This window comes from Gemmatimonas sp. (assembly GCF_044345575.1).
In the GTDB taxonomy this organism is placed as follows: Bacteria; Gemmatimonadota; Gemmatimonadetes; order Gemmatimonadales; family Gemmatimonadaceae; genus Gemmatimonas.
On the sequence record NZ_JBIJAW010000344.1, the window covers coordinates 1 to 3,442 of the forward strand.

The window sequence follows — 3,442 nt, forward strand, 5'->3', positions numbered from 1 at the left end:
GCCAACCCGCCGCCGAGCACCGTCGTGCCGATCGTCATCGCGCTGGCGAAGTCTCCCAGCTGGTTGTCGACGCTGTGCATATAGGTGGTCGACAGACCGGCGGGCTTCCACCCGCTCCAGTGGAGTCGCTCGCCCTCTCGGCGCGGCGCAGAGAGCACCTCATCGGTCATCATGCCCCCGCGTTCACGACGCCCGATTTCCGCAGCGAAGCGTGGCAGCCGTTCGCGGCGCGTGTCCACAAGCAAGCTGGCCGTCGGCGCGTCGATTCGCAGGCCGATGTTCGTGAGCCACTCCAGTACGGCGAGATCGACGTACCACTCATCGCGCAGACGGCGGCCGAACGGGAGAGGGAAGGAGCGCACTTCGGCGCGGGCCGCGCCGCGCTGGCGCGTGGCTCGACCTGTCAGGACATCGAGACTGGCTTTGGTTGGGACCGCCGTTCGCAGCACGAGCTGCCACTGGGTACCACCATGGTCGACTTCCACCCCGGCGCCGATCAGGTTCGCGAAGCGGGTCAATGGAATGAGCGGGCGATCGGGTGACGCGCCTTCCTCGGTCAGCAACGTCCCGAGCTCTTCTTCGCCGATGAGGACCGCGAGGATCGTCAATGCGCCATCACCCGGCCCCGGTGCTGGCGGGTCGGGTGAGACAGGAGCGATGACGATGGTGTCGCGCCCCGCTGGCGATCGCCGACGGGCCGGTGTGGAGTCGGCGTCGGACGCGCGGACGAGATCGCCCTGCATTTGTTCGACCGCGGCAAACGGGGGCGGGGCTCCACCGTCTTCCCAGATCGGCGGAAGCGTGCTTGGGTGAAGCTCGGCAACGTCCGGCTCCCCGTCGGGCTCTTCCATCACTGGACTCGAGGATTCCGGAGCCCCCGCGCCCTTCGTGATCTCGGCATTCAGCACCAACGGCGGGAACGTGAGCGGCAAACCCTCAGGAAGATCCGGGCGGTTCGACGTGACCGTGATCCGGACGCGGGCCGCTCGGCCGGCGGTTTCGCCGGGGAGTGTCAGCTCATAGAGCGGATCGAGACGATCATACACGGCGAGCTGTCGCGTGGTGCTGTGCAGCACCGTGTTCGCGCTGTCGAGCACGTCGAGACGAGCGAGGCCGATGCTCACGCCATTACCGGACCGTTCGAAGTGCGGTTGCACCTGCACCACGTTGTCGTGGCGGGTTGCCCCTGCCACCTGGCCGCGTAGTGCCGTGGCGAGTCGCCCCTTTCTAAAGAAGAGCGGGATCACGGTCTGCACTTCAATATTGACGCTGCCTGAGACGCGAACGGTCGCGTCGGCGAGGCCGTCGTCGGTCACAGCCGCGGCCGCGACCGTGACGCGACCCCAATACTCCCCCTCTGGGAGATTGTCGGGTGTCACCGCGACGAACCGTACGATCTGCGACCCACCGGGTGGCAAGCGGAATCGCGCCGGCGCAAAGCGCACAAGGCGAGTGGCCGAGTTGCCCGGGATGCTGTCGGTCAGGAACTTCACCGTCGTGCGGCCGGTCGCACTGTCCGACGTGACGTAGCCGTACCGCACCCCCAGCGCGATATCGATCGGCGCCGTGTTGGGATTGAGTACCGTGATCGATCCCGAGGGCCGCCGATCGGTCAGGAGTACCGCCTGAGGAGAAACGCTCGCCGCCTGCCCCCAGAGGGGCAACCAGAGGGGCAGCACCGCGATGGCGGCGAATGCCCGGAGAGCGCGAGTCCAGACCGGCACGTGGATAATTCTCGGGTATTAATGGAAGAGGCGAACGGCGATGCGGTGCTCAGCAGGTGCGCGGGTATGGTTTAACGAACGGCCGTGCCCGCTTTATCTGAGAGATGTATCGGCATGCCATGAACAGGACTTAACTGATGAGGTGAAGGTCACTTCATTTCTTGTTCCAGTTCTCGGCAAAAAAATCGGTAAAAAGATTTCTAAAGTTTTTTTCACCGGTGCCGATACATCCAAATGCGGCGTCTCAGGCCCCCTGTCATGAGGTGGTCATCTGGGGGGAGGCCGAACGCAGGGTTGGGGCTTCGAGCCTCTCCGACAACTCATCCATTGCCAAGGACCGACGATGATCCTTACCAGCCAGCGCGCCGCCGTTGCGGCCATTGCCCTTTCGCTCGCCTTTGCGGCTCCCCTCGCTGCGCAAGCGAGCCCGACGCAGACGGCGACCACGCAGGTCAGCGCGCGCGTCTTCACGCCCCTTGCCATCACGAGCAACGAAGCGTTGCGCTTCGGTAATCTCTTCTCGCCGTTCACGGCGAAGACGATTGCATGGACGGACAACGCCGCCAGCGGCGGCCGCGCCCGTTTCACCATCACGGGAGAGGGCGGTGCGGAGCTCGCGCTGAGCATCACCGTGCCGGAGAACATTGCGACCGGTGGCAACAACATTCCGCTCAGCGCGGTCGAGCTGCGTCACGGGACGAACGACGCCGACGGTACCGGGGCGGTTGTGACCTTGAACACGGGCACGGCGAACGCCCTCAACGTGACGATGGGTGGTGCGGCGGCCAGCGCCCAGAGCTACTTCCTTCGCATCCGTGCCACGGCGACGCCGGCGGCCAACCAGGCGGCGGGTAGCTACGCCGGGACGATCAGTGTGGCGGTGAACTACACCGGCAGCTGAGATGGGCGCCGCAGCGACCGTCGCGCCCTCGCCTGCCAGTGGTGAGGGCGTCGCCCGGCTGGGGTCGGAGGTGGTAGCGCTCGCCGAGGGTGATGGCAGTGGTGCCCGCGCCCTGTTGCCGGCCGAGTCCGTCGCGATTGCGTTGCGGTTGCAGGATCCGCGTCTGGTGCAGCGGGTCCTCCTGATGCTCGTCGACGAGCAGCCGCCGGTACCGCCGGATCTGCTTGGTGGACTCACCGCGCACTCGAGCCTCGAGGTCAGGCTGACCGCGGTGGCGGTACTGTCACGGTGGTCGGACGGGGTTAGTCGACAGACGCTGATGCTGTTCTTGAAGGACCCCTCGCCGGTCGTGCGCGAGCGGGTCCTGCGCGCGATCGAGGGAAGCGGCGGACGCTGGACACCCGTGTCTGCGTCGGCCGCCTTGCAAGCCGAGAGCGATCCGGCCCTGGCGCGTCGCATGGCCGAAGCGGTGGTGCGGGACGAACCGCTCATGGCCGCGCGCATTCTGCAGCGGGCCGCGGCATTGCTGGTGTCGAGCCGGCGATCCGGTGCGGTACTTGGCGAGGTGCTCAGGGTGCTGCGCGGCTTGGATGAGTCGATGTGGCAGCGCCTCGTCTCCCACGTTCCCGCGCGCCTCCTCGCCGATCAGGGGGCGGAGCCGGTGGACCCTGCCGGTGTGCTCCCGGGCGTCGCGAAGCACGCGTAGGTCATGGTGCGGCAACAGCTTGCCCAGTCTCGAGCGGGCCAATAGGTTAACCACATGGCGGCGTCGGCTCACGGTCGGCGCCGCGTGTGTTTTTCACCTGGCCGGTCGCCT

At 66.7% G+C, this 3,442-nt stretch carries 2 protein-coding genes and 1 pseudogene; 2 read left to right on the plus strand and 1 reads right to left on the minus strand.

The genetic code is table 11. The features are described from left to right. Positions 1-1,724, minus strand: a pseudogene (locus tag ACIQ6O_RS14805) (hypothetical protein); the annotation flags it as partial. 343 nt (positions 1,725-2,067) lie between these two features. Here ACIQ6O_RS14805 and ACIQ6O_RS14810 point away from each other — a divergent pair. Both ACIQ6O_RS14810 and ACIQ6O_RS14815 read left to right on the plus strand, forming a co-directional pair. Continuing rightward, entirely contained in the window at positions 2,068-2,625 is a 558-nt protein-coding gene (locus tag ACIQ6O_RS14810) for a DUF4402 domain-containing protein (RefSeq protein WP_396208552.1), read from the plus strand. 1 nt (position 2,626) lies between these two features. Further along, complete coding sequence (locus tag ACIQ6O_RS14815) at positions 2,627-3,331, plus strand: hypothetical protein (RefSeq protein WP_396208553.1); 705 nt, start codon at positions 2,627-2,629, stop codon at positions 3,329-3,331. The last annotated feature ends 111 nt before the right edge of the window (positions 3,332-3,442 follow it).